Genomic DNA, 23,574 nt, shown 5'->3' with positions numbered 1-23,574 from the left:
GGTTCCGGAAAGATGAAGGAGTTTTTGTTCATGAAATTTATTAAGAAGCTTATTTTGTCATTATTTTTTCTTCTGCTGTTGGCGGCCTGCGCCGTAGGCGGGCATTTTGTGTGGCAGGGCTACCAGATATACCAGCAGGTAATTCAGGAGACGCCGCTTGCCGATAAGGTGGAGGAAATTCGTTCCAAGCCTCACTACACAACCATTTCCCAACTGCCTGACATCTACAAAAATGCGGTGGTGGCAGTGGAGGACAAACGTTTTTACAGACATGGGGGAATCGATCTCCTCTCTACGGGAAGGGCGGTTGTCACGAATATCAGGGAAAAAAAGCTGGCGGAGGGCGGAAGCTCCATCACCCAGCAGCTTGCCAAGAATCTTTATTTTTCCCAGGAAAAGAAATTCCTGCGGAAGGTGGCGGAGTTGTTCGTTGCCTTCGACCTGGAGAAAAACTACAGTAAGGACGAGATATTGGAGCTGTACCTGAACACTATTTATTTCGGGAGCGGATATTACTGCGTCTACGATGCTGCCGAAGGTTATTTCGGAAAAGAACCGGGACAGATGAATGATTTCGAAAGCACGCTTCTGGCGGGAATTCCCAATGCGCCCTCCGTTTATGCGCTTACCAACAAACCTGAGCTGGCGGCTCAGAGACAGCGCACCGTCCTGGAGTGCATGGTGGACCAGAAATATCTGACAAGTGACGATGCAAAAGAAATCCTCAAATGGGGAGAACAGGCGAAGCAGGCCATGGCCGGTGAGACGGAAATCCAATAAACCGGTACAGGGCTGCCGCAGGGAAAAGCCGGAAAGACAGAAAGTAATAGAGACAGAAAGACAACAGAAAGACAGGTAGATAAAAGCAGGAAAGACAGGGAGAAAATGCATATGACGGAAGAAAAATACAGGGACGGCGCAGAATGGCGGCTTTATATAGGAGCTGTCAGCGCCGCGGCATTTTTAATGGTAACGGCTCTGACAGGGGCCTTTTTTATATACAGCCGTTCTCTGGCAGTATTGTATATGGGCCTGGCGGCAATTTCGATTGCGGTTGGCTGGGGCTGCCTGATTCTCACCGGCCTGCGCAGACACCTGGATCAATTTATGACAGCAACAGGGGAACTGATGGATGCGGTGATGGCATCCGGGAATACTCTGTATGAAGACACAGCCGGCCCTGCATCGCAGCAAATGGGACACCTCCTGCGGAATATTACAGATTTGGAGGAGGACACACTGTTATCCAGGCTTGGGAACAGGATCCTGCGCCTGTATGAAGTGGTGCAGAACAGCCGCAGCCGTGTGGAAGAAGAAAAACAGCGTCTCCAGGAACTGGTTTCCGATATCTCCCACCAGGTAAAAACCCCGGCGGCCAATCTGAAAATGCTGGGGAACACCCTCCTGACCCATACCATGCCGCCCCAAAAGCAAAAAGAATTCCTGGAGGCCATGAACGGCCAGGTGGAGAAGCTGGACTTCCTCATGCAGGCGCTTGTCAGGACCTCCCGGCTGGAATCAGGAATCCTCGCCATACGCAAGCAACAGGAATCCCTCTACGAAACGCTGGCCTCTGCCCTGGGCGGCATCCTGTTTACAGCGGAAGCAAAGGACATCTTGTGGGCGGTCAGATACTGCGGGAAGGAGCCATTGATTCAGCGTATTAAATCAGAGTAGGGGGAAATAATTCCTCCCTCTGTGATACCTGCCCCTGCTGCCACTAAAGCCCGCGCTGCACATCCTTCCGGCCTTCGGCGGCGCCGTGCCTGTTCCGGACGGTCAGCCTGCGAGGTAGTGAGGGACTACGACGCGCAGGACGGAGTAGAGGAGGGCGGCTGCGGTAAAGAAGATGATGCAGGCGGTGAGGATGGCAGGGAGTTTTTCGGCAAGGGTGCGCAGCTTAAGCCTGTCTGCCAGCTCCTGGAGGAGGAAGGCAAGCTTGCGGATGCCCAGGGTTACGAAGAACATGAAGGCGGGAAGCATGGGCATGAGGTATCTTCCCTGGGGCTGGAAATCCCAGGTGTAGGAGTAGTAAATGCAGAGGAATATGGGGATAATGCAGGCGAGGAGCATACAGCCGTTGAAGAACCAGCGGCGTTTCTGTTCCTGCCAGGTAAGGTAAAACGAGTGGCCGATAGGAAGCATACATGAGATCAGGCCCAGGATGAAAATGCGGTAGTAGGTTTCATAAATGTAGTAGTGAGTAGGCAGGTTCATGGGACCGAACATGGCCACAAAGCTTCTGACCAACAGGGTAAAATAGTCGGTTCCGAATATCATGGTGAAGACGCCGATGCCCTGATTTTGGTAAGTCTGGCGCAGCGCCGGGTGGAATTCGGGAGTGCAGGTGGCCGCCACGCAGAGATTTCTGGCCTCCATGCCGAGAAAATCGCCATGATAGAGAATTGCATTGCGGATAAACCACCAGCCGGCTCCCACGAGGAAAATAGCGGTGATAAACAGGCCCGCCTGCAGCAAAGGCCTCCATTCCAGGTGGTAGCTGTCTACGGGAGAGGCGGTTCCGTCGGAGGTGATGGTCCGGGCGGATACCTTGCTGATAAAGCAGCTGATAAATAAAACCACGGTAACAAGAACGGCGCCGTAGGCGTTGTAGTAGGAAAGCGCGCACAGTATGACTCCTACGGCAGTCTGGATGCAGGTGGAACGTGTAAAGCCGTTTTTCATTCCCTCCAGCACAGCGGCGAACATAAGGATAACGGAGAACAGGGCGCAGGAATCCGTGTTGATATAGGTATGCAGAAAAATGCTCTGGGGGAGAAAAACCACCAGGCAGGAAAACAGCCACTGCGTCATTTTTTCAGGAAAGAGCAGCCTGGACAGGCGGCGGGTGAAAAAGGCCGCGGCCATGCCGAAAGCTACGTTTATCAAACGGGCTGTAACAAGCAGCACGTCAAAGCGTTCCGTAAATACACGGACAGCGCGCAGCAGGTATCCATCCAATATGTAGGTAAGCATTGGCTGAAAGGCATATGAACCGCCGTAGCCCGGAATGAGCACCGCCGGATTATCGCCTTTGGGTAGCCTGCCGTTCTCATAGATGAAACGGACAACCCGGAAACGGTTGATTTCATCCGGCCCTTCCCCGAAGGGCTGGATAAAGGCAAAGATCAGCATACAGATCAGCGCAAGTGAAAAAAAGAGAAATTCATGAAAAAGTTCATTAGTATAGAAACGGCGCATTTTTGTCATAGAGTGCTCCTGTAATCTTCTTATAATCGATGTATGGTTATTGCCGGAACTGTCCGGTTAAAATCATTATAATCGAAATCAGCCTTAATTTCCACAAAAATACTTGTCACGGGAAAAAGGATAGGATATACTGTCGATATAGGGCGTTATCGCCCGATTAAATTTAAGGTAGTACGTACGACTGGCGGATTGGTGGAGCACCACAGGGAGTATGTATGAAGAAAGCCGGCCGCCTGGGTACCCTTATAGGAGTAACCAGGCGGTTTTTTATTTCCGCGTGAGGCTATGGAAATAAAAGCCGTCCGACAGGCCTGGGCCGGCGGAAAGAATTCTGTAAAAAGCAGCCGTAAAGCGGCGGAATGGAGGAAGCGATGAATTTATTGTCTCTGGTAGAAGAACTGAGGAGCAACGCCTATCCCGGAAGAGGTATTGTTCTGGGAAGGACACCTGACGGCAGAAAAGCGGTAGCGGCTTATTTTATTATGGGCAGAAGCTCCAACAGCAGAAACCGTATTTTTGCAGAGGACGGAGAGGGGATACGTACCCAGGCATTTGACCCTTCCAAGCTGGAGGATCCCAGCCTGATCATTTATGCGCCTGTCCGCGTGCTGGGGAATAAGACGATTGTGACCAACGGGGATCAGACAGATACGATTTATGAAGGCATGGATAAGCAGATGACCTTTGAGCAGTCCTTAAGAAGCAGGGAATTCGAACCGGACGGCCCCAATTATACCCCCCGTATTTCAGGCATTATGCATATCGGAGAAGGCAATTATAATTTTGCCATGTCCATTTTAAAGAGTGATGACGGATGTGCTGACAGCTGCAACCGTTTCACCTATGCTTACGAGAATCCTGCGCCGGGGAAGGGACGTTTCATCCATACCTATATGCATGACGGCAATCCGCTTCCCAGCTTCGAAGGCGAGCCTAAGCTTGTGGAAATCAAAGGGGATATCGATGAATTTACGGATATGCTCTGGAACAGCCTGAATGAAGAAAACAAGGTTTCCCTTTTTGTCCGCTATATTGATATCGAAAACGGAAGCCATGAAACAAGAATCGTGAATAAGAATAAATAACAGGAGAATGATGGGATGAATGAAATTCAGTTAAAATATGGCTGCAACCCGAACCAGAAGCCTTCCCGCATTTATATGGAGGATGGAAGCGAGCTTCCGGTCACTGTCCTTAATGGAAAACCCGGTTATATTAATTTCCTGGATGCCCTGAACGGCTGGCAGCTGGTAAAGGAATTAAAGGAGGCCACCGGGCTTCCCGCTGCAACATCTTTCAAGCATGTGTCTCCGGCAGGCGCGGCAGTAGGCCTTCCTCTTTCCGAAACTCTGGCCAGGATTTACTGGGTTGATGATCTGGGTGAGCTTTCTCCGCTGGCCTGTGCTTATGCCAGGGCAAGAGGAGCGGACAGGATGTCTTCCTTCGGTGATTTTATTTCCCTTTCCGATGTATGTGATGCGGATACGGCGAAGCTTATCAAAAGAGAGGTTTCCGACGGCGTTATCGCTCCCGGTTATACGGATGAGGCGCTTGAAATCCTGAAGCAGAAGAAAAAAGGAAATTATAATGTGATTTCGATCGATCCTTCCTACCAGCCGGCTGCATTGGAAAGAAAGCAGGTATATGGGATTACCTTTGAACAGGGAAGAAACGAACTGAATATCAATGAGGAGCTGCTTTCCCATATTGTGACGGAAAACAAAGAAATTCCTGCGGAAGCGCTGATCGATATGAAGATTGCGCTCATTACTCTGAAATATACCCAGTCCAATTCCGTATGCTACGTAAAAGACGGACAGGCTATCGGCATCGGCGCAGGCCAGCAGTCCAGAATCCACTGCACCCGCCTGGCAGGGAACAAGGCTGATAACTGGTTCCTCCGTCAGTCTCCCCAGGTGCTTTCCCTGCAGTTTGCAGACGGCCTGGGACGCGCGGACAGGGATAATGCCATTGACGTTTATATGAGCGATGATTATATGGATGTACTGGCAGACGGCATCTGGGAAAAGACCTTTAAGGTAAAGCCTCCCGTATTTACCAGGGAAGAAAGAAAGGAATGGCTGGAGAAGCTGGAAAATGTAACACTGGGCTCCGATGCCTTCTTCCCCTTCTTTGATAACATCGACCGCGCGCGTAGAAGCGGCGTAAAATATATCGTTCAGCCCGGCGGTTCCGTTCGTGACGATGCGGTTATCGATGCCTGCAACAGATATGGCATGGCTATGGTATTTACAGGAATCAGGCTGTTCCATCATTAATAAAATAAAGCCGTACAGGAGGCTGTGCGGTTGTATGGCTGTGCGGCTATAGTTAGAGGTAATAGTTGGTTACTGAACTGTTATGGTAAAAGAGGTGTTCTCCCGGCGGGCAGCCGGAAGAACACCTCTTTTTGCCATTTTTTACAGCAGGAATTATGCGTCCAGAATTCTGCGCACCTGTTCAGGAGAGATGTCGCAGAGTTCGGAAATTTCCGATTCGCTGCGGCCCTCCGCGGAAAGCTTCAGGACTTTTTTTGTAAGCTGAATTCCTTTTTCAAGGCCTTCCTCCAGGCCCTTAGAACGTCCTTCCTCCAGTACCTGCAATTTTTCTTCCCATGCCTGCATATACTTCACTCCCATCTCTTCGCTGGATTTGAGCATGCGGATGTGTTCATGAATTCTGAGGATTTTCTCATTGTTCGAATTCAGAGCGGAAATGTCGTCCGTTTTCTCCGCATATTCCAGGAACTGTGCCAGCTCCTCGCCGGCTTCCTCCCTGTTAGTTCCTTTGGTGTTAAGGAAAATCCGCGTTGCGCCGTCAGGAAGAATACAGGAAGTATTCTCGTCGCATCTGGCGCGGAAGGTATAGCGGTATTTTCCCAGTCCGAAAACATCGTAGGGCGTTATGATGATAATGAAGGAATCATTCAGCAAATTGAAATGTACGGAACCGGGTTCCAGCAGCGAGGAATCCAGCAGACCCTGGTAGTAACGGCTTCTTTTGGGCAAGTCAGGCCTGGGCTGCTTCTGAGCTTCCGTATTGTAGATGAATCCTTCTTCGTCCATGGAAAAGACATCCATGCGGATGGAACGCAGAAGCGGGCTTGTACGCAGTTCCTTTTCCGTTTCGGCCCTGGTCAGGAGGGCGATATCCTTTCCTAATATAATTTCAAGAATGAGCTGGTGTATCTGTTCATTTTCCATAACTTCATCGAAAAGAAACCGATCCAGCAGCGTCAGTTCGCTGAGCGGAACCATTTTGCTTTTTTTGTCTGTCATTTGTTATCTCCTTTATTTTATCACAGGTATGGGAAACATAGCAATATATAAACGAAAATCAGATAAATCAGTACAAAGGCATCCCTCCCTTTCCAATAAAATAAATGAGTGAGAACTGTCGGCAGAACTGCCGGAATAAAAATAGAATTATAGATGAAAAAATAATAACACAGGCAGCGTAAAAAAACAAGAGACAGTAAAGTAAAAATTTCATAAATAAAGTTAGATAAAAAAGGCCTTCGGAACACAGCAGTTCAGTTTATCTGAACTGGCGGTTTCCGGGGCCTTTATATTGGTTGCTTTTAATTTTATTTCGTTTTAGTTACTAAGGGAGGTTCCTCCTGACGGATGAGTTCAGCGGGAATATAGGAAATAGCCAGCTGTTCCTCCTCAGACAGGTTGTAGTTGTTATCCAGCCATTTGAGGGTGTCCGGTGACAGCTCCTCCTCGCTGAAATATTGTCCCTGATATTCTGTCCATCCCGGCGTCAGGAAAAGAATGTAGATTCCATCGATTTCCACAGCCATTGCATGTTCGGCTGCGGAAACGTAGTCCGCACCGACGCTGCCGAAATTGGCCTGTCCGTTTTCGGAGAGCTCCTGGTTTGGCGCTGTGACGGAAGTGATATTGCCGTCTGCAGTACCGCAGGTTAATATGGCTTTTCTGCCGGTGGAGACAAAAAGCTTATCCCGGGCATACAGCATGTTGGGCAGCGGCTGCTCTGTTTCGGATTCCACAGGGCTTTCCCAAGAGAAGGAGGCCTCCGTTGATTCGGCAGCAGAAACGGCAGGCTCCTTCTGTTCTAAAGGCCTTCCGGAACAGGCGGCAAAAAGCATACCAATGCACAGGGCGATCATTGCGTGATATAATTTATGTTTCAAACTTGCCTCCTTTCAGTAAAAAGCAGTGAATTGTGGATTATTTAAGTAATCCGGAACTGGATTGTGGAAAAAAACTAATAAAGAAAAGGAATCCCCATGACGGCGGATTCCTTTTAAGTAGCTGTTTATCAGACAGGCTGATTTGTATCAGTACCGGCTTCCGCATTATAATCCTGCGGAGTACTGTTTTGCTGGTAATTAGGATCAAAACCCTGCGGGTTACCATTCTGCTGGTAATTGGGGTCAAAGCCCTGCGGATTGGCATTCTGCTGATAGTTAGGATTAAAACCCTGCGGGTTGGCATTCTGCTGGTAATTAGGATCATAGCCCTGCTGATAAGGATTACCGAAGCCCTGCTGGCCATATCCCTGCTGGTAGCCGCCCTGACCCTGCTGATAACCGTTTTGCTGGAATCCGCCCTGCTGGTAAGCTCCATAATTGGGGCCATAGCCGTTTTGCTGATAGCTTCCGCCGTATTTCAGGCTGTTGTAGAAGCCTGCATTGGTAATTCCGACATAAGGAGTGACGTAGATTCCGGCGATTCCACAGGTAACGCCTGCCAGAAGATACCAGAGGATAAAGGACAAATCCAATACGAATTTATCCATTTTATGTCCGTACATCATGGCCTTGCTTTCGTTGATGCAGTCCATGATTCCCTTTTCCGGATTTTCAGCAAGTATGTAAAAGGCCTGGGAATAGCGGTAATAGGCAATGATGCCGGGGAACCAGAAGAGCAGGGACCAGAGCATTACAAAAATGCCCATTACGATGGTCAGTCCCCAGATTTTCAGGCAGTAGCGGGCATAGGCAAATAAATCATTAATGCCTGCGGGCTGCCGGTTCACCACGCGAAGCGTATAGGCGGTGTAGCCCATCTGTATAAAGCCGATAACCAGGGTCGCGGCCAGAGACAGCAGCAGGGAAGGAACGAGCATTCCCAGGGAAATAGCGGCTGCGGCATCCGGGTCCGTTACCAGGACCGTAAACAGCGAGGAAAAGCCGGACATCATGGAAACCACAAAGTTGACTGCTGTAAGGATTACCAGATATACCAGAGTTACAAGGACAGGATGAGGATTGGCCTGCTGCATGGCAGCTTTGGCATCCATTTTGAGTTGTACACGATCCATTTTTAGTTCCTCCTCAAAAGATATGTATTTTGATTTTCAAAATATGAAATCATTATAGCACTGTGCCGGAGGATGCGCTACAAAGGATATGAAAATTTTACAATAATTAAGTTATTAACTGCGAAACGGAAAAGAAAATACGTTGAACAATACTATGGTAATATTTCCGGAAACCCGCTCTCTGGCCCGGACGCTGAAGTGTTACTGGAAACCTGATAAAAACGGGGCTTTCCCGTATTTTTTCTTTGCGTATTCCGAATACTTGTGATAAGATAATTTTTAACAGCTATTCACCAGGTCTGCGCATCGGCTGCGCAGATCATGAAAAAGTGCAGCGCCGGAAGGTAAAAATCCGCCGTTGAAGGCGATGGGACATGGATTTTTACATTTTTACCCGCCGCTGAGATAATGCAGTTACAGATTATAATAAAGTATGGTTCAAGGAGGGAGTACCCGCCGGAAAGACAGGCAGCGCAGGCTTACAGGAGCTGTGAAGGCCGTATGGGCGGGAAAAAGAGCATGAGCAGTGAGATAAGCAAGAATTTTATTGAGCAGATGATTGACAAGGACCTGGCAGAGGGTGTCTATGATACGGTGCATACCCGTTTCCCGCCGGAGCCCAATGGCTACCTGCATATCGGACATGCCAAGAGCATCCTTTTAAACTCCGGTCTGGCAAAGGAATACGGCGGAAAATTCAATCTCCGTTTTGATGATACGAATCCCACCAAGGAAAAGCAGGAATTCGTGGAATCTATTAAGGAAGATGTGAAGTGGCTGGGCGCAGACTGGGAGGACAGGCTTTTCTTTGCCTCCAATTATTTTGACCAGATGTATGAGGCTGCTGTTAAGCTGATCAAAAAGGGAAAGGCTTATGTATCCGATCTTTCCGCAGAGCAGATCAGGGAGTACAGAGGTACGCTGACAGAACCCGGCAAGGAGGATCCTGCCAGCGCAAGAAGCGTGGAAGAAAATCTTACGCTGTTTGAAGATATGAAAAACGGCAGGTATGCCGACGGGGAAAAGGTGCTGCGCGCCAGAATCGACATGACATCCCCGAATATGAACATGCGTGATCCGGTAATTTACCGTGTGGCGCATATGAACCACCATAATACGGGAGATAAATGGTGCATTTATCCCATGTATGATTTTGCCCATCCCATTGAGGACGCGATTGAAGGGATTACGCATTCCATTTGTACGCTGGAATTTGAGGATCACAGGCCGTTGTATGACTGGGTGGTGAGGGAACTGGAATATCCGCAGCCCCCCAGGCAGATCGAATTTGCAAAAATGTACCTTACCAACGTGGTAACGGGAAAACGTTATATCAAGAGGCTGGTAGAGGAAGGCATTGTGGACGGCTGGGATGATCCAAGGCTTGTTTCCGTGGCTGCCCTGAGAAGAAGAGGCTTCACGCCGGAGTCCATCCAGATGTTTGTGGATCTTTGCGGTGTATCCAAGAGCAACTCCTCCGTGGATTACGCTATGCTGGAGTACTGCATCAGGGAGGATTTGAAGCTGAAGAAGCCCAGAGTCATGGCGGTTCTGGATCCTATTAAGCTGGTGATTGACAATTATCCGGAAGGACAGATTGAGACGCTGGAGGCTCCCAACAACCTGGAAAATGAGGAACTGGGAAGCCGTGAGATTCCTTTCGGGAGAGAGCTGTATATCGAAAGAGACGATTTTATGGAAGAACCGCCAAAGAAGTATTTCCGTCTGTTCCCCGGCAATGAGGTGCGCCTGATGAACGCATATTTTGTGACCTGCACGGGCTTTGAAAAGGACGAAGACGGCAATGTGACGGTGGTGCACTGTACCTACGATCCGGAAACCAAATCCGGCAGCGGCTTCAATGCCCGTAAGGTGAAGGGAACCATACACTGGGTGTGCGCAGATAAGGCCTTCAAGGCTGAGGTGAGGCTGTATGAGAATATCATTGATGAGGAGAAGGGCGTTTATAATGAAGACGGCAGCCTGAATCTGAATCCCAATTCTCTAATCGTTAAGGAATGCTATCTGGAGCCTTCCCTGAAGGAGGCGGCTCCTTATGAGAGCTTTCAGTTTGTAAGGCAGGGCTTTTTCTGTGCGGACTATAAGGATTCCAAACCGGGTGCGCCGGTGTTCAACCGTATCGTATCCCTGAAGAGCTCTTTCAAGCTGCCCAAACAGGGCTAAGCCGGGAAGGCGCTTTCCAATTACTGGGTGATGCAGTATCACAGGAGGACCTGTGATATGCAGCAGGTAAAAATATGAATGATTTGGCAATACAGCTGACGGAGGACGGCAGCAGACATCTGTATGAACAGATTTACGAATACATCAGAGATGAAATTAAGGAGGGGAAGCTTCTTGCAGGAGAGAAGCTTCCCTCCACGCGTTCCCTGGCGGAATATCTGCAGGTGGCGCGCAGCACGGTGGAGCTTGCCTATGGGCAGCTGCTCTCGGAGGGGTATATAGAAGCCTCCGCTTACCGGGGCTATTATGTGTGCCGGGTGGAGGAGCTTTACCAGATGATGTCGGAGCTTTCCCGGGAGAAGGGGGATGGCGCTGACAAACCCGACCTGCAGCAAAAGCAGCAGAAGGCTTTTGATTACGATTTTTCTCCCAACGCCATTGACATGAGCGCCTTTCCCTTCGGAACATGGAGGAAAATAACAAAAGAGATTCTAAGCGGTGACAGGAAGGAACTGTTTGCGCTGGGAGAGCCGAGGGGGGACAAGGATTTCCGCCTGACTATCTGCCGTTATCTTCATTCCTCAAGAGGGGTGAATGCATCCCCGGAGCAGATTATCGTGGGTGCGGGAAACGATTATCTTCTGCTTCTTCTGCAATACATTCTGGGCAGGGATATCTGTGTGGCCTTTGAAAATCCCTCCTACCGGAGAGCCTATCGTATTTTCTCGTCCTTTGCATCCGGAGTGGTGACCGTCCCTGTGGATGAAAACGGGATTTCCGTGAAGCAGCTGGCGCTTTCCGGAGCAAATGTAGCCTACTGTATGCCCTCCCATCAATATCCCACCGGCGTGGTGATGCCTATCGGCAGGCGGATGGAGCTTTTGAAATGGGCTGCGGGGGCGTCGGACAGGTATCTGATTGAGGATGATTACGACAGTGAATTCCGTTACCGGGGCAAGCCGGTGCCGTCCCTGCAGGCGTCGGATACGGCGGGAAAGGTGATTTATATCGGTACATTTTCCAAGTCCATAGCGCCGGCGATCCGCGTAAGCTTTATGGTGCTGCCGCCTGCGCTGCTGAAGCGGTATGAAAGGGAGTGCGGCTTTTTTTCCTCCACGGTGTCCCGGATCGATCAGACCATACTTAACGAATTCATACGAAGCGGCGCGTTCGAACGTCATTTGAACAAAATGCGCAAGCTGTATAAGGAAAAGCATGATATCCTCCTGGAGGAGCTGAAGCCTTTGCTGAAAAAATACCGTCTGTCCGGGGAATATGCGGGCCTGCATGTGCTGCTCACCTCCAGGGAGCATGTGGAGGAGGAAACACTTTTACGGCGGGCGGAGGAGAAAAGAGTCAGGCTGTACGGGCTGCATGAAGCGTCGCTGGGCCCCTCCCTGGAGCAGGAGGCTACGTTATTAATCGGTTATGCCGGATTGGAGAAAGAAGAGATCAGGGAAGGGATTGGCAGGCTTAGGGAAGTGCTGTAGGAACGGGAAACACAGTTGACGGAACTGTTATGGGAGCCGGTCGCAGTTGCTGAAAGGAGCAAGGGTATGGAAATAGAAGAACTGGTGCAAAGACAAAGGGATTTTTTCCGGACAGGGCGTACGAAGGACGTGGCCTTCCGTATAGCGGCCCTGCAGAAGCTGGAGAATTCCATCGTGAAATATGAGAAGGAAATCAATGAGGCGCTGTATGCGGATCTGCACAAATCCGCCTTTGAGGGCTACATGACGGAAGTAGGGTTATCCCTGAGCGAGCTTCGCTTTCTCATAAAGAACACTGCTGCGTGGAGCAAAACCAGACGGGTGCGCACGCCGCTGGCGCAGTTTCATGCCAAAAGCTATGTGGTGCAGGAGCCTTACGGCGCGGCGCTTGTCATGTCTCCCTGGAATTATCCCTTTATGCTGTCCCTGGAGCCTGCGGCGGGAGCCATTGCGGCAGGTAACTGCTGTATTATTAAGCCCTCGGCCTATGCGCCGGCAACCTCTGCCATTCTCAAAAGAATTATCGGCGAGACCTTCCAGGAGGATTATGTGGCGGTGGTGGAGGGCGGCAGGCAGGAAAACGCCCGGCTCCTGGAACAGAAGTTTGACTATATTTTCTTTACCGGAAGCGTGGCGGTGGGACACCTGGTGATGGAAAAGGCCGCAGCCCACCTGACTCCTGTCACGCTGGAGCTGGGAGGAAAAAGCCCCTGTATTGTGGATCGGGATGCAAAGCTTTCCCTGGCGGCAAAACGGATTGTGTTCGGCAAGTTTTTAAACAGCGGACAGACCTGCGTAGCCCCGGATTACTGCTTTGTCCATGAATCGGTGAAGGAGGAGTTCATCGGTTATCTGGTGAAATGGATTGATAAAATGATCGGGAAACAGCCCTTCAGCAACCCTGAATATCCCAAAATGATCAATGAAAAGCATTATGATCGGGTATTGGGGCTTGTGCAGGGCGAGACGATTGTCACCGGCGGCTGCGGGAAACGGGAAACTTTACAGATCGCGCCTACGGTTTTAAAGGATGTAAGCCCGGATGCGCCGGTGATGCAGGAGGAAATTTTCGGGCCTGTGCTGCCGGTAATGACGTTCCGGGATATCAGCGAGGTGGAGCGGTTCGTGACGGACAGGCCCAAACCGCTTGCGCTGTACCTGTTTACAAACAGCAGGGAGACGGCAGATCGGATTACGGGCAGTCTTTCCTTCGGCGGCGGCTGCATCAACGATACCATCATCCATCTTGCCACTTCCCGTATGGGCTTCGGCGGCGTGGGAGCGAGCGGCATGGGCTCCTATCATGGGAAAAAGAGCTTCGAAACCTTCAGCCATGAAAAGTCCGTTGTGAATAAATCCACCTGGATGGATTTGCCTGTTCGCTATATGCCATATACGAAAACGAAGGATAAGCTGATGCGGAAATTTTTAAAATAATCTGACAGGGCGGCAGCTGTGAAGCACAAAACATTACAGTTCCGCCCGCTGCAGTGAAGGAAGCGCGTGCCCGGCACGCAGATGGGAGCGAATATGGAGAAAATGGTTCTGCTGTATCATTTTGAAGGAATCCGGCTGGCACAGGCGCATAAAGCCCTGGAAAAGCTGCCGTTTCGGATTCGTGAAGTAAAAAAGGAAGAATACGGATATCCGTTGGGCTATCTTGCCGGATTACCGGGAATCCTTCCGCTGGGAAAAGTATATGAAGGCCCCCAGCTGGAGCAGGAAATGGTGGTTTTTGCGGGATTCATCGGAGACGATATCGATAAGGCGCTGGACGCCTTCCGTCAGAACGGGCTGGCTGGGGTAGGCCTGAAGGCTGTCCTTACGGAAACCAATCAGGTCTGGAGTTCCCTGCAGCTGTTCGAAGAACTGAAAAAGGAACATGCCCAGATGCATGGGAAGCGCTGAGCATTTGAATGAGATCGGAGTTTCCTCCAATATAAGGAAGCCTTTATATAACAGCAGCCTGCCGGGCTGCTGTTATATTGTGCGCCAATAAAGCAATATGAGCGGCTGGACCTGCAAAAATACAGATAAATTTTATGTAAATAAGGGATGTCAACCGCTTGTTATAAGAACATGCCGGAGAAAAATCGGACAAATTCGGCGCTGATTCCAGAAAGAAACATGACAAAGTGCGGAAAACGGCACAAGTGGTGAAAAAAAGAGGGTTAAAAAATTAACAAAAACTGAATCTGAAAAAGGAAACACTTGTGGAAAACAACGATTCTTATGACAACCGATTGACATAGAAAAAAAACCGTGTTATTATCTAAGCACAGTAAGACATACCCCAATAAAAACACCGCTGTCTCCCCAGAACAGCTCCATAGAACACTTTTTCCCCCTCCCTTTTCTTTGTGTTTGGACAGTTGTTTGACGGCGGTGAACCCCCCCCTTTATAAATAAATTGTCTTGCTGTAAACAGCCCCCTCCCGATATCTTTCAACCCGGAAGATATCGTTACCATAGAAATAAGGGGCGCTCCAAAGGATTCCCCCCGGAGGAACGTCCCTAACCCCCCTTCTTTTTCCTAATCCGGATGGGCCAGCGATGACCCATACGGTTTTTTTGTTATAGAAAACTATGTGAGGAAAAAGTGCGTTTTTTTGGAGATGCAGCCTGGGATTTGCTTTGCGGCAGCCTTTTATGGCAACAGTCTGCATTTGGAACAGAAGATTGCGCCGTTCCTTCATTATGATGTAATAATGCTGTAGACGACATTATAACTGTAAGAAAGTGCTTCAGGAGCGCTGAAATCCATCGCCAAAGGCGATTTAGAATGGATTTTAGCAGTAACTGTGAGGGATACTGAACAATTACGTATAATAAATAAAAATTCAGGTAAAGGATTGAAAAAGCGGCATTTGAAAGCGGCTGACCGGAGGAGAGTATGGCAACACTGAAGGATGTGGCGAAGGAAACCGGGCTGACTGTAAGCACGGTTTCCAGAGTATTGAATAATCGCGGCTATATCAGCGCAGATGCGAGGGAAAGGGTTTATGAAGCGATGAAGAGGCTGAATTATCAGCCCAATGAGCTTGCAAGATCCCTTTCCAAACAGACGACAAATACAATCGGTGTGATTGTGCCTCACATTGATCATCCTTATTTTGCCAGACTTCTGAGCAGTCTGGAAACGGCGGCTTACAAAAGCGGCTATAAGCTTCTTCTTTTTAATTCAGGAGAGAGGGACGAAAAAGAGGACAGATACCTGGAAATGTGTAAGGGCAGCCGTGTGGCAGGAATTATTCTGTGCAGCGGCAGGGTGGAAACGCAGTGTTTTGAAGGACTGGGCGTGCCGCTGGTTACGGTGGAACGGTTTCTTGAGAGCGGGACGGCTGCGGTGGAATGTGATAACCGCCAGGGCGGCCGTCTGGCGGCTAAACACCTTTTGGAGCGCGGCTGCAGGAAAGTGGTATATCTGGGCGGTGAAAATGAGGAAAATATGCCCGCCGATGACAGAGCGCTGGGCTTCATGGAGGTTTGTCTGCGCGAGGGCCTGGAGTTTCTGGATCCGGGACGGGAAAAGGATGCCGGGTTATATGCTTCCCTGGATTATCACAGCTATATAGAAAAGGTACTGGAGGCTCATCCGGAGATTGACGGTATTTTTGCAGGTAGTGACGTTATTGCCGCGCAGGTCATACAGATCTGCGGCAAAAAGGGGATCCGAATTCCGGAGCAGGTGAAGGTGGTGGGCTTTGATGACTGCGGCCTCGCTTCCATGACCACACCGAGCATTACCACGATCCGGCAGCCTGTGGACGAAATGGCACAGCTTGCGGTGGATATGCTTATCCGGGCAAACCGCAATGAACTGGTGCCAAGCCGTACAACCCTTCCGGTTACTCTGATACGCAGGGAGACCACCTGATACATTGCCGGACTGATGTACGGCAAAGACGTATGGCAAAAATTCATGATGTAATCTGTTGCGGACTGTTATATGATAATATGATATAGCCGGTTATACTTTCGTGCCTGTTTTTACAGGAAGCAGTATAAGCCGGCGTATTTTTTATTGGGTAAAAATCTGTCACATCTGTCTCTGTTTCACTTGTATGTAAAGTTCACTTTTTTTCCACAATTGATTTCAAAAGTAAAAAAATTACTGCCGGATACTTATTTTATCTGGCAGATGACGAGCCTAACGAAGAGGGAATGCGACTGCCGGGGAAGGAATAAACGGTGATTTTACAGGCTTAATGCTTCCATTGCAGGCGCGTAAAATATCAACAATAAGTGAATCGATTCACAAAATGGTGCAAAAATGTAAAATAATAATTTATGAATCGTTTTATATTTTCAATATGCACAATTATAGAAGTGCTTTATGAGGATGAATTTATAGAAATATCATTTATATACAAAAAATAAAATAAGTTATTGACAATTATATTGCAGGGTGGTATTGTTAAAGCACGATATGAATCGATTCAAGTTCATACAGACAATTATTACAGAGTAAATGTGACATAATTGTAATCAGTAAGCAGAAGAGATATCTGCTATCCAATTTCAAGGAGGAGTAAGAAGATGAAGAAGAAATTACTCAGTGCAATTCTTTCAGTTGCCATGGTGGCAACAGTGCTTGCAGGATGCGGCGGGAGCAGCTCATCCACAGGTGAGAGCACAACAGCGGGAGACAGTGCAGCAGCTGTGGAGGAAGGAAGCGCGGCAGCTTCCACGAATACATCCACGGACGGTGTGAAGATTACCATTCTGAATACCAAGAGCGAGATTCAGACACAGTGGGAGGAGCTGGCACAGGAATATAAAGAGCTGACAGGCGTGGATGTAGAGGTTTCCGTAACCGTCGGCGATTCACCTTCCCAGGATATTACCAAGAGATATGCTTCCGGCGAAGTACCGACCATCTTCATGGGAGACATTCAGGATATCATTATGCTGGATGAATATGCGCTGGACCTGTCAGGCGAAGACTGGGCCAAGGACGGCGGCTCCGATTACGGATGCAATTACAACGGCAGGCTGATTGGCTTCCCCTTCTGTATTGAAGCCCGCGGCCTTATGTATAACAAGACAGCAATTGAAGCGGCTACGGGAGAGGCCTTTGACCCTACGGCTGTGAAATCCCTGGATGACTTTACCGCACTGCTTGACAAGCTGGTTGCCGGCGGCATGGAAACACCGGTTGCCCTGAATATGGAAGACTGGTCACTGGGCGGACATTATCTGACACAGGTATATGAGGAACAGGACGGCACCCTGGAAGGCGCAACAGCATTCCTTGACGGCCTGAAGGCAGGTACTGAAGATTTGAAGACCAATGCAAGATGGAACTCCCTCATGGATACCTTTGATGTTTTAATGAAATACAATATGAACGGCGCGGATCCTCTGGCAGCTGATTACAACAACAACGCTGTTTCCCTGGCAGAAGGCGACATTGCATTCTGGTTCAACGGAAACTGGGCATGGGCTGAAATGTCAGACTTTGCGGTAGAAGGAAGCGAATACGGAATTATGCCCGTAGCACAGCCTGACAGCTCCAACGGTGCAGTTGACAAGCTGGCCGGCGGCGCAAGCAAGTACTGCATGATTGATACCAAGTACAACAGCGAAGCACAGCAGCAGGCAGCAAAGGATTTCCTGAACTGGCTTGTATATGATGAAAAAGGACAGGATTTCCTTGTAAACCAGTGCAGCCTTGTTCCCGCATTCTCTAATATCACCATGGAAGTAACGAATCCCATGGGATGTTCCGTACAGAGCTATGCAAATGAAGGCAACCTGATTCCCGGATATCCGGAATATCCTGGAGACCACTGGAAAGAAATGGGCGCCGAGATGCAGAAATACCTGGGCGGCCAGGAAAGCAGGGACCAGCTTGCAGACAACATTGCGGCATACTGGAAGGCACAGTAAATAGGTATATTTTTTGAAATATGGCTGAAAACGAAGGGCCGGATCTGAAAGGGTCCGGCCCTTTTTTCCGGGGCGTGTCTGAAAATTATTAACAGCGGATTGTGGGCAGGGCATCACACCGGCTCCTGTAGTTTTCAGACGCGCTCCGGGTTCTCCCATAGAGAAGAGAGGAGCGATTCAATGCAGAATCAGAATAAGTTCCATTACAAAGCGATGATGTTTCTCAGCTTTGCGGGTCCTGCTGTAATATTGTTTTCAGCAGTAGTCATTGTCCCCTTCCTGTTTGGTCTTTATCTGACCTTCACGGGCTGGGACGGTATTTCCAGCAGCATTCCCTTCGTAGGGCTGGAAAATTATGTGGCGCTGTTTCAGGATGGAAGCTTTTGGGTTTCCCTGGGAAGGACCATCCTGTATGCCTTTGTTGCCGTAATCCTCGCCAATGTGGTGGCCTTTGGCCTGGCATATCTGGTGACGAGCAAAATAAAAGGAAGTAATTTCTTCCGGGCGGCATTTTTTACCCCTAACCTGATTGGCGGTATCGTACTTGGTTATATCTGGCAGTTCGTATTCAAGCAGGCGATTCTTGTAATCGGCGATGCCACAGGCTTCAGCCTGTTTTCCACCTCCTGGCTGTCCGACCCGATCAAGGCCTTCTGGGCATTGATTATCGTAACAGTGTGGCAGCTGTCCGGTTATCTGATGCTGATTTATATCGCAGGCCTTATGGGCGTATCCGATGACCTGAAGGAAGCGGCCAAGATCGACGGCTGTGATGAAAAGAAAACCACGCGTTATATCACCCTCCCCATGATGGCAGGAACCTTTACCATCTGTTTCTTCCTTGCAATTACGAGGGCATTTGTAACCTACGATGTGAACATATCCCTGACGGAAGGCGGCCCTTACGGTTCCACAACCCTGGCGGCCATGTACGTTTACAATATGGCGTTCTCATCCAAGAAATACGGCCTTGGCCAGGCGGAAGCCCTAATCCTGTTCCTTGTAATTGCAATTATCGCAGTTACGCAGGCATTCATCGGTAAGAGTAAGGAGGTAGAAGCATAATGGATCTGAATACAAAAGGATTTATTAAGAAAAAAGTCTCTTTGGTATTAAAGATGATCGTATTGCTGGCATGCTTTATCATCTACATGTTCCCTTTTGTTATGGTGGTAATCAACTCCTTTAAGACAAAAAGAGATATTATCAAGGAACCTCTTGCCCTGATTGGAACGAACGGCGCATCCGTTACCAACTATCTGCAGGCCTTTACGAAAATGAATTTCCCCAGGACGTTTATGAACTCCCTGTGCATCACGGGCATCAGCGTTCTTTTGATAATCATTGTTTCTTCCATGTGCGCATACATTTTCGTGCGTACTGATTACAAGCTGAATAAAATTTTCTTTTCCCTGATGATTGCTTCCATGGTAATTCCGTTCCAGGTAATCATGATTCCGCTGGTTTCCATTTACGGCGGACAGCTGCACCTGCTGAACCACAGACTGACGCTGATTCTTATGCATGTGGGATTTTCCACGGCCATGTCTGTATTCATGTACCACGGCTTCATCAAGAGCAGTATCCCTTTGTCGCTGGAGGAAGCGGCGCGGCTTGACGGCTGCTCCAGGCATCAGACCTTTTTCCGGGTAGTACTGCCGCTGCTTAAGCCTACCACGGCGACGCTGGTTATCCTGTATGCCATGGCCCTGTGGAATGACTTCCTTCTTCCTTCCCTGATTTTGACGAAGAAGGAGCTGTATACACTGCCCATCGCAACACAGATGTTCTATGGCACTTATTCTTCAGATTTGGGACTGATTATGGCGTCCCTAATTATGGTTGTCATTCCGGTAATCATCCTTTACCTGTTCCTGCAGAAGTACATTATCGCAGGCGTGGTTGCCGGTGCGGTAAAATCCTGATTTTTTACGGAAAGGGCTTTTTCCCGGTTCTTCACCCGCTGTCCCGGAGGACTGCGGTGTGGGTAAGCCCTTTATGCCGGGGCATACGGCAGTGATCATCCCTAGTTCCTGGAATCCATGGAGGCGGAAAAAAACGAGTATACTGACCAGTATGTGGAGGATCTGGTTTCTGTGGAGGGCGGCTATGAGAGAACCGGGAGCAGAAGCCCGATGCAGTGGGATAAATCCACCAACGCAGGATTTTCCAGCGCGCCTGCTGAGGCTCTTTATATCCCTCTGGATCCGGGAAATGACAGGCCCGATGCGGCTTCCCAGATGGAGAAAACGGGTTCTTTGTACAATACGGTAAAAAAACTGATTTCTGTGCGACAGGCCCACAGCGCCCTGCAGGGGGACGGAAAAATTGAATTTCTGTATGCCGGAGATCATACGTATCCGCTTGTTTTTGAAAGAAGCTCGGCAGAGGAAAAGGTGCTTGTTATCATTAATCCGTCGGGAAAGGAGCAGAAATGCCAGGTTCCCTGCGAGGGCTCCTGGGAGGTTATTTATTCCTGCGGAGGGCTTCCGGTAATGGAAAGCGGGAAAGTGAAGGCGGCTGCCGTCAGCGCCTGCTGGATGAAAAAGATACTGATTTAAGAAAGTTTCTGATTGCCATTACAGTGAGGACAAGGTATCATGATGACAGGAAGAGTGTCGAATTTTGGAGGGAGGTTAATGAATTAACGGTCCCTGAAAAAACGGACGGATATTCACTGGGAGGTAGGTAAGAATGGTAACGATTAAGGATGTAGCGGCGGATGCCGGCGTATCGGTGGGAACAGTATCAAAGGTATTGAATAATATGTATGTCAAGGCTGACAACCGGCGGAGAGTGGAGGAATCCATACACAGGCTGGGCTATCAGGTAAATACCTATGCCAGGGGCCTGAAGGCCCAGCAGACATTTACGGCGGCGATTATTGTTCCGGATTTAATCAACCCATTTTTTGCCCTGCTGGTGAACTATGTGGAGCAGGTGCTGGCGGCGGTCGGCTATAAGCTGCTGGTATGCAATTCCCATTGTAATGAGGACAGGGAGCTTGCCTATATCAATATGGCAAAACAGAACAAGGTAGACGGCCTGATTGCCGTTACCTACAGCAATACGGATGAATATCTGGAGGCGGATATGCCTCTGGTTTCCATAGACAGACATTTCAAGCATCAGATATGCTGTGTGTCCAGCGATAATGAAATGGGCGGCCGCCTGGCTGCTCAGAAGTTTATAGATACAGGCTGCAAAAATGTAATTTACATCAGAAACGGTTCCAATGTGGAGGGGGAAACCCTGAAGAGAGGGAAAGCGTTTGTGGATACCTGTGAGCAGGGAGGCGTGGAGGCTACCCGGATGGATTTCGGGGAGGAAACCACGCTGTCCAAGCAGCAAATGAATAAAATTAACAGCTTCCTGGAGCAGTGCGTAAAGGGCGGAAGCTTCCTGTATGACGGTATTTTTACCAGCTCTGACGTACATGCCATTGTGGTAGAGAAGCAGCTGACTGCGATGGGGATTCGTGTGCCGGAAGACGTACAGATCATAGGCTATGACGGGCTCCGTATCCTGAACGTGGGGGATTACCCGGTGTCCAGCATCGCGCAGCCGGTAAAGGAAATGGCGGTGATCTGTGTGGACACGCTCATCAAGCTGATTGAGAAAAAGCCTGTGGAAAGGCGGATTATTCTGCCCGTTACTTTTGTGGAGGGCGGAACTACAAGATAAAGTTTGAAAGGCGGCAGTAAAATGAAAAAATTAGAAAATAAAGTCATGTTGATAACGTACTCCGATTCCATGGGGCATAATCTGAAGGATCTGGAGAAAATACTTTCCGAATATTTCAGGGATGCAGTGGGCGGCGTCCATATTCTTCCCTTTTTTCCCTCTTCAGGGGACAGGGGCTTTGCGCCCATGGATTATACCAAAGTGGATCCGGCCTTCGGCGGCTGGGAGGATGTGGAACGGCTGGCGGACAAATATTATCTGATGTTTGACTATATGATTAACCATATTTCAGCGCAGAGTGAGTATTATAAGGATTTTATTGCAAAAAAGGAGGAATCGGAATATAAGGATCTGTTCATCCGCTATAAGGATTTCTGGGAAGGCGGCGAGCCCACGCAGGAGCAGGTGGATGTGATTTATAAAAGAAAACCGCGAGCGCCTTATGTGGACGCACATTTTGCGGATGGGACGACGGAAAAGGTTTGGTGTACCTTTGATGAGGAGCAGATCGATATCAACTGCAAGTCGGAAACCTCGAAGAAATTTATCAGGGACAATCTTGTGGGGATGTGCAGGCACGGCGCTGCCATGATCCGCCTGGATGCCTTTGCCTATGCAACCAAGAAGGCGGGAACCAGCTGCTTTTTCATTGAGCCTGAAATCTGGGAGCTGCTGGATGAGTGCACGGAAATCCTGAAGCCTTATCAGGTGGAAATCCTTCCGGAGATCCATGAGCATTACACGATGCAGAAGAAAATAGAGGATAAGGGCTATTATGTGTATGATTTTGCGCTTCCCATGCTGCTTATCAATGCGCTGTACTACGGACAGACAAGGTATCTGAAGCACTGGCTGGAAATCTGCCCCAGAAAGCAGTTCACCACCCTGGATACCCATGACGGAATCGGCGTTGTGGATGTGAAGGATCTGCTTCCGGATGAGGAAATCAACCGGACAAAGGAGGATATTTTCAAATACGGCGCGAATGTGAAGAAAATCTACAATACCGCCGCTTACAATAATCTGGATATTTATCAGGTAAACTGTACCTATTATTCTGCGCTGGGCGATGATGATGACGCATATCTCCTGGCAAGGGCGGTCCAGTTCTTTGCACCCGGCATTCCGCAGGTATATTATGTGGGCCTGATGGCGGGAAAGAACGATCTGCAGCTTCTGGAAGAAACCAAGGTGGGAAGAAATATTAACCGTCATTATTACACGGAAGAGGAAATTGCCGAAGAGGTGAAGCGTCCTGTTGTGGAGAAGCTGATCCGGCTGATGGAATTCAGGAATTCCTTCCCGGCGTTTGACGGAAGCTTTGCCATGAAGGAATGCGAGGACGGAAAACTTATCATTGTGAGAGAAAGCAACGGCTATACGGCGGAGCTGGAGGCGGACTTCGCGGAGAAGAAGTTTACGATATACACCACTCAGCCCGGAGGTGAGAGGCAGGTCCTGGATAAATAAGGCTTTTGCCGGGAGTGACTGGTTGTTATCAGCAATTGTTTATATTGAATGTGTATAAAACAGGAAGCAGCGGTGACTGCAGCCGGAAATTTTGGGCTGTGGCGCTGCTGTTTTTTTGTGGTTTTCATGAGGTTTTCATGGGGGGCATGGGAAGTTCTTCCGGGAACGGTGACCTTTCTGATGTGGGAGTATGACAGGGGAATGGTAAAGGTGGGAAAAACAGGAGCAGCTCTGAAAGGCGAAAATTTCTCGCACAAAAATTACTGATAAGCACTGAAGATTTAGCCGATGCATGATAAAATAAAAAAAAGTTTTTCGCAAAGGAGAAAATTTATCGTGACAAGGGCTGAAC

The 23,574-nt window shown here is 49.0% G+C and carries 19 protein-coding genes and 1 riboswitch; of the genes, 15 read left to right on the top strand and 4 right to left on the bottom strand.

Going from position 1 to position 23,574, the window contains the following annotated elements:
* Window positions 1-30: 30 nt before the first annotated feature.
* Together FYJ45_RS20120 and FYJ45_RS20115 are read left to right on the top strand one after the other, a co-directional pair.
* The gene (locus tag FYJ45_RS20120; RefSeq protein ID WP_102288583.1) at window positions 31-780 is read left to right on the top strand and encodes a biosynthetic peptidoglycan transglycosylase; all 750 of its coding nucleotides are present in this window, start codon (window positions 31-33) and stop codon (window positions 778-780) included.
* Between the two features lie 111 nt (window positions 781-891).
* Window positions 892-1,677 carry a sensor histidine kinase gene (locus tag FYJ45_RS20115; RefSeq protein WP_195841903.1) on the top strand — a complete coding sequence of 262 codons (786 nt, stop codon included), beginning with the start codon at window positions 892-894 and terminating at the stop codon, window positions 1,675-1,677.
* A gap of 102 nt (window positions 1,678-1,779) precedes the next feature.
* Here the strand turns inward: FYJ45_RS20115 and FYJ45_RS20110 are convergent, their stop codons facing one another.
* Window positions 1,780-3,210 carry a hypothetical protein gene (locus tag FYJ45_RS20110; RefSeq protein ID WP_154466971.1) on the bottom strand — a complete coding sequence of 477 codons (1,431 nt, stop codon included), beginning with the start codon at window positions 3,208-3,210 and terminating at the stop codon, window positions 1,780-1,782.
* 167 nt (window positions 3,211-3,377) lie between these two features.
* A riboswitch (ZMP/ZTP riboswitch) is annotated at window positions 3,378-3,456 on the top strand.
* A gap of 125 nt (window positions 3,457-3,581) precedes the next feature.
* Between FYJ45_RS20110 and FYJ45_RS20105 the strand changes: the two genes are divergently transcribed.
* Together FYJ45_RS20105 and FYJ45_RS20100 are read left to right on the top strand one after the other, a co-directional pair.
* Window positions 3,582-4,295, top strand: a complete 714-nt coding sequence (locus FYJ45_RS20105) for an IMP cyclohydrolase (protein WP_154466970.1) — start codon at window positions 3,582-3,584, stop codon at window positions 4,293-4,295.
* Window positions 4,296-4,310: 15 nt separating this feature from the next.
* Window positions 4,311-5,489: a phosphoribosylaminoimidazolecarboxamide formyltransferase gene (locus FYJ45_RS20100; protein ID WP_021638171.1), complete on the top strand. Its 1,179-nt coding sequence runs from the start codon at window positions 4,311-4,313 to the stop codon at window positions 5,487-5,489.
* Window positions 5,490-5,642: 153 nt separating this feature from the next.
* Here FYJ45_RS20100 and FYJ45_RS20095 read toward each other — a convergent pair whose 3' ends face one another.
* The 3 genes from FYJ45_RS20095 to FYJ45_RS20085 form a co-directional block, all read right to left on the bottom strand.
* Window positions 5,643-6,488, bottom strand: a complete 846-nt coding sequence (locus FYJ45_RS20095) for an Rpn family recombination-promoting nuclease/putative transposase (RefSeq protein ID WP_154466969.1) — start codon at window positions 6,486-6,488, stop codon at window positions 5,643-5,645.
* A gap of 308 nt (window positions 6,489-6,796) precedes the next feature.
* Window positions 6,797-7,369, bottom strand: a complete 573-nt coding sequence (locus FYJ45_RS20090) for a hypothetical protein (protein ID WP_154466968.1) — start codon at window positions 7,367-7,369, stop codon at window positions 6,797-6,799.
* A 128-nt stretch (window positions 7,370-7,497) separates the two neighbouring features.
* Entirely contained in the window at window positions 7,498-8,502 is a 1,005-nt protein-coding gene (locus tag FYJ45_RS20085; protein WP_102287797.1) for a DUF975 family protein, read from the bottom strand.
* 501 nt (window positions 8,503-9,003) lie between these two features.
* Here FYJ45_RS20085 and FYJ45_RS20080 point away from each other — a divergent pair.
* From FYJ45_RS20080 to gtfA, 11 genes are all read left to right on the top strand, one after another.
* The gene (locus FYJ45_RS20080) at window positions 9,004-10,686 is read left to right on the top strand and encodes a glutamine--tRNA ligase/YqeY domain fusion protein (RefSeq protein ID WP_330588771.1); all 1,683 of its coding nucleotides are present in this window, start codon (window positions 9,004-9,006) and stop codon (window positions 10,684-10,686) included.
* A gap of 74 nt (window positions 10,687-10,760) precedes the next feature.
* A complete protein-coding gene (gene pdxR, locus FYJ45_RS20075) occupies window positions 10,761-12,176 on the top strand; it encodes a MocR-like pyridoxine biosynthesis transcription factor PdxR (RefSeq protein WP_154466967.1) in 1,416 nt (471 codons plus the stop codon).
* Between the two features lie 24 nt (window positions 12,177-12,200).
* On the top strand, window positions 12,201-13,613 hold the full coding sequence (locus FYJ45_RS20070) for an aldehyde dehydrogenase (protein WP_268890960.1): 1,413 nt from the start codon (window positions 12,201-12,203) through the stop codon (window positions 13,611-13,613).
* A gap of 93 nt (window positions 13,614-13,706) precedes the next feature.
* Complete coding sequence (locus FYJ45_RS20065) at window positions 13,707-14,084, top strand: DUF3783 domain-containing protein (protein WP_025488793.1); 378 nt, start codon at window positions 13,707-13,709, stop codon at window positions 14,082-14,084.
* Window positions 14,085-15,069: 985 nt separating this feature from the next.
* On the top strand, window positions 15,070-16,053 hold the full coding sequence (locus tag FYJ45_RS20060) for a LacI family DNA-binding transcriptional regulator (RefSeq protein ID WP_154466965.1): 984 nt from the start codon (window positions 15,070-15,072) through the stop codon (window positions 16,051-16,053).
* Window positions 16,054-16,715: 662 nt separating this feature from the next.
* A complete protein-coding gene (locus tag FYJ45_RS20055) occupies window positions 16,716-18,068 on the top strand; it encodes an ABC transporter substrate-binding protein (RefSeq protein ID WP_154466964.1) in 1,353 nt (450 codons plus the stop codon).
* Window positions 18,069-18,248: 180 nt separating this feature from the next.
* On the top strand, window positions 18,249-19,133 hold the full coding sequence (locus FYJ45_RS20050) for a carbohydrate ABC transporter permease (protein ID WP_021638196.1): 885 nt from the start codon (window positions 18,249-18,251) through the stop codon (window positions 19,131-19,133).
* Window positions 19,133-19,993, top strand: a complete 861-nt coding sequence (locus tag FYJ45_RS20045; RefSeq protein ID WP_021638197.1) for a carbohydrate ABC transporter permease — start codon at window positions 19,133-19,135, stop codon at window positions 19,991-19,993. Before FYJ45_RS20050 ends, FYJ45_RS20045 begins: the two co-directional genes overlap by 1 nt.
* Window positions 19,994-20,110: 117 nt before the next feature.
* On the top strand, window positions 20,111-20,629 hold the full coding sequence (locus FYJ45_RS20040) for an alpha-amylase family glycosyl hydrolase (RefSeq protein WP_154466963.1): 519 nt from the start codon (window positions 20,111-20,113) through the stop codon (window positions 20,627-20,629).
* Window positions 20,630-20,762: 133 nt separating this feature from the next.
* Window positions 20,763-21,752 carry a LacI family DNA-binding transcriptional regulator gene (locus FYJ45_RS20035; protein WP_154466962.1) on the top strand — a complete coding sequence of 330 codons (990 nt, stop codon included), beginning with the start codon at window positions 20,763-20,765 and terminating at the stop codon, window positions 21,750-21,752.
* 21 nt (window positions 21,753-21,773) lie between these two features.
* Window positions 21,774-23,222 (top strand): sucrose phosphorylase, encoded by a 1,449-nt coding sequence (gene gtfA, locus FYJ45_RS20030; protein WP_154466961.1) that lies wholly within the window; start codon window positions 21,774-21,776, stop codon window positions 23,220-23,222.
* The last annotated feature ends 352 nt before the right edge of the window (window positions 23,223-23,574 follow it).

The organism is Eisenbergiella porci (genome assembly GCF_009696275.1).
Classification (GTDB): domain Bacteria; phylum Bacillota; class Clostridia; order Lachnospirales; family Lachnospiraceae; genus Eisenbergiella; species Eisenbergiella porci.
This window is presented reverse-complemented; position numbering and strand designations above follow the sequence as displayed.

Bases quoted from the DNA above. Each gene is read 5' to 3' on its own strand.
- FYJ45_RS20120 (WP_102288583.1), top strand. From the start codon at position 31: ATGAAATTTATTAAGAAGCTTATTTTGTCATTATTTTTTCTTCTGCTG.
- FYJ45_RS20115 (WP_195841903.1), top strand. From the start codon at position 892: ATGACGGAAGAAAAATACAGGGACGGCGCAGAATGGCGGCTTTATATA.
- FYJ45_RS20110 (WP_154466971.1), bottom strand. From the start codon at position 3,210: ATGACAAAAATGCGCCGTTTCTATACTAATGAACTTTTTCATGAATTT.
- FYJ45_RS20105 (WP_154466970.1), top strand. From the start codon at position 3,582: ATGAATTTATTGTCTCTGGTAGAAGAACTGAGGAGCAACGCCTATCCC.
- FYJ45_RS20100 (WP_021638171.1), top strand. From the start codon at position 4,311: ATGAATGAAATTCAGTTAAAATATGGCTGCAACCCGAACCAGAAGCCT.
- FYJ45_RS20095 (WP_154466969.1), bottom strand. From the start codon at position 6,488: ATGACAGACAAAAAAAGCAAAATGGTTCCGCTCAGCGAACTGACGCTG.
- FYJ45_RS20085 (WP_102287797.1), bottom strand. From the start codon at position 8,502: ATGGATCGTGTACAACTCAAAATGGATGCCAAAGCTGCCATGCAGCAG.
- FYJ45_RS20080 (WP_330588771.1), top strand. From the start codon at position 9,004: ATGGGCGGGAAAAAGAGCATGAGCAGTGAGATAAGCAAGAATTTTATT.
- pdxR (WP_154466967.1), top strand. From the start codon at position 10,761: ATGAATGATTTGGCAATACAGCTGACGGAGGACGGCAGCAGACATCTG.
- FYJ45_RS20065 (WP_025488793.1), top strand. From the start codon at position 13,707: ATGGAGAAAATGGTTCTGCTGTATCATTTTGAAGGAATCCGGCTGGCA.
- FYJ45_RS20060 (WP_154466965.1), top strand. From the start codon at position 15,070: ATGGCAACACTGAAGGATGTGGCGAAGGAAACCGGGCTGACTGTAAGC.
- FYJ45_RS20055 (WP_154466964.1), top strand. From the start codon at position 16,716: ATGAAGAAGAAATTACTCAGTGCAATTCTTTCAGTTGCCATGGTGGCA.
- FYJ45_RS20050 (WP_021638196.1), top strand. From the start codon at position 18,249: ATGCAGAATCAGAATAAGTTCCATTACAAAGCGATGATGTTTCTCAGC.
- FYJ45_RS20045 (WP_021638197.1), top strand. From the start codon at position 19,133: ATGGATCTGAATACAAAAGGATTTATTAAGAAAAAAGTCTCTTTGGTA.
- FYJ45_RS20040 (WP_154466963.1), top strand. From the start codon at position 20,111: ATGGAGGCGGAAAAAAACGAGTATACTGACCAGTATGTGGAGGATCTG.
- FYJ45_RS20035 (WP_154466962.1), top strand. From the start codon at position 20,763: ATGGTAACGATTAAGGATGTAGCGGCGGATGCCGGCGTATCGGTGGGA.
- gtfA (WP_154466961.1), top strand. From the start codon at position 21,774: ATGAAAAAATTAGAAAATAAAGTCATGTTGATAACGTACTCCGATTCC.